General features: G+C 51.6%; 2 protein-coding genes and 1 pseudogene. All 3 read right to left on the minus strand.

The features are described 5' to 3' along the window. A pseudogene (locus tag WF331_RS29025) lies at positions 1–405 on the minus strand (type IV secretion protein Rhs); the annotation flags it as partial. 82 nt (positions 406–487) lie between these two features. Next, positions 488–871: a hypothetical protein gene (locus tag WF331_RS29030; protein WP_284398358.1), complete on the minus strand. Its 384-nt coding sequence runs from the start codon at positions 869–871 to the stop codon at positions 488–490. Positions 872–885: 14 nt separating this feature from the next. Continuing rightward, the coding region (locus tag WF331_RS29035; RefSeq protein WP_340623560.1) for an RHS repeat-associated core domain-containing protein at positions 886–2,191 on the minus strand (1,306 nt) is incomplete at its 5' end.

Raw genomic sequence — 2,191 nt, forward strand, 5'->3', positions numbered from 1 at the left:
GTCGCCGTTGCGGTTGATCACCGCGCTCAGCTGGCCGTGTTCGTCGTAGCGGTACTGGGTGAGTGTTTCCACCGCTTCGTTGTTCACCACCCGCTTGATGTCGGTCAGGCGACCCAGAGGGTTGTCGTAGTGCAGGTGCACGCGGGTGCCGCCGGTGGCGCTGATGTCGGTCAGCGTGCCGTCGGGCGTGCGGGTGAAGTGCAGGAAGTGGCCGAGGGCATTCTCGATGCGTTGCAGCGGCACTTCGGTGTTGGTGTCGGGCACTTCGCCGAAGTAGAAGAACAGGTTGTCTAGGGTCTGCAGGATGTAGTGGCCGCCCTCGGTGCACACCAGGTACACCTGCTCATGCGGGTTGTAGATTCGTTCGCCCGGTTGCAGGGTCACGAACGGGACTTCGCGGCCTTGCCGTCAGAAAATATATATTTAGAAATACATTCAATACCATAACTCTAGCCTTACATAGCTCGCACATATTAAACGATCAAATCTAAATAACTAACTCAACTGCACTACCATTAAAAAGCTCCTGCAGGGTTTTTCGCAAAGAAGAGATCCCACCTGCCAGATCTAAAACTCCATCATTAAATTTAACAAGAACAGCTGAGCCACCAAAATCCTTAATGAACTGTGGCTTGATCTCAACCCTAAGACCACTCTCCGCCAACACTATTTTTTTTATAGCCCCCGCCACTTCATAGCTTAAACCAGAAACCTGCAACCCAATACCATCATCAACACTCAAATTATCTTCGTCGTCTAAACGAGTGATTATTACATAATTTACAGGATCAGCACCACCATCACCAATAGCAACTACTAAAACATCGTTTTCTTCATAACACTCGATGTTTGATGCGACGAAATTATTCATAGAAACCTCCATTCTTAACCACAACCAGAACCAGATATTTTTTGTGTTCTCTTACTTTTTGCATTCCAAACCTCTGTTGTTGTGCCATCGCCTGACGCCCATCTGTACTCGACATCAGCACCGGTGGAGCCCTTAAATGCATTCATCTTACCTTTACAGCTATTGCACGGCGGATATTCACCCTCAATAACAAGTCTGTCACCGGGAACTGCTTGGGGGCTCAATTCACGGGTAATGCGCGCCTCTGTATGAGTAGCAAGGGTGCTCTTTGGAAACCCTAATGCTGCCTCATCCGGCGTCATATTTCCACTTTGCCAAATACCAGTAGCTTTCACATTTCCGCTGCTGTCGTACAAAGTTGCAATTGCATTATGTGTTCCCTTTCCGGATCCAAATGAAAGCCCGAGCGGGTCAACATAGGCACTTGGATTTAGGGCATATTGATATAGATGGATACCGCCTGTTAGCCCGATTGGGTCCTGAGTTGCGAATCGGCCAACTTCTGGATCGTAACAACGAAATGTATTGTAGTGCAGACCTGATTCATAATCAAAATATTGACCTTGGAATCGTATATTCTGCTCCACCTCACTCACTAATAGCTGCTCTACCGAGCCCCACGAGCGATACGTCGCCTGCCAAACGATTTTGCCATTGCTGTCCGTCAACTCCAACGGCGTCCCAATCTGATCCGTATGGAAGTAATAGACCTTCTGTCCTTCCCCTTCAACCTGATCAACCCGCGCCAATGGCGCATAGCTACCCGGCTCGTACAGGTACAAGATGCTCTGCCCAGGCGTTTTCTCCCGCAGCATCCTTAGCCCTTGCCAGAGAAAGCGCTTCTGCTCGATCTCGCCCTTGATTTCAGCCTGCTTGGCCACCCGCCGCCCCAGGCTGTCATACCGGTACTGCCCAGTGCTTTCCAGTCTGTCACCAACATACGTTTCAGCTTTAACCAGCCGGTTCTCACAGTCATAGGCGAAGTGCTGCAGCTTACTGTGCCCCGAGCGCTTCTCGATCAGGTTGCCCCACGGATCGTAGCGGTACTCCTGGTCCCGCCACTGCCTGATCCGGTTGTCCTTGACCTTGTCGAACTGCCGCGCATTGAAGTCCAACCGGTTGGCTGCCGGGTCGTAGCGGAATTCCTCGCTGCCGATCAACGAGCCGGTATCGCGACTGCGCAACTGGCCGTTGGCTTCGTACTCGTACTTGATCTCGCCACGCAGCTTGTCGAGGGTGCGCACCAGTTCACCGGCTGGGTCGTACTGGTAACGGCGGTGAATCGGGTTGTACGCATGCTCCACCAGCAGCGACGTATTC

It is taken from the genome of Pseudomonas sp. YNh (assembly GCF_037993085.1).
Lineage (GTDB): Bacteria > Pseudomonadota > Gammaproteobacteria > Pseudomonadales > Pseudomonadaceae > Aquipseudomonas > Aquipseudomonas putida.

What these genes read in the sequence shown, in the direction of transcription:
- WF331_RS29030 (WP_284398358.1), bottom strand. Translation starts at nt 871, where the DNA reads ATGAATAATTTCGTCGCATCAAACATCGAGTGTTATGAAGAAAACGAT.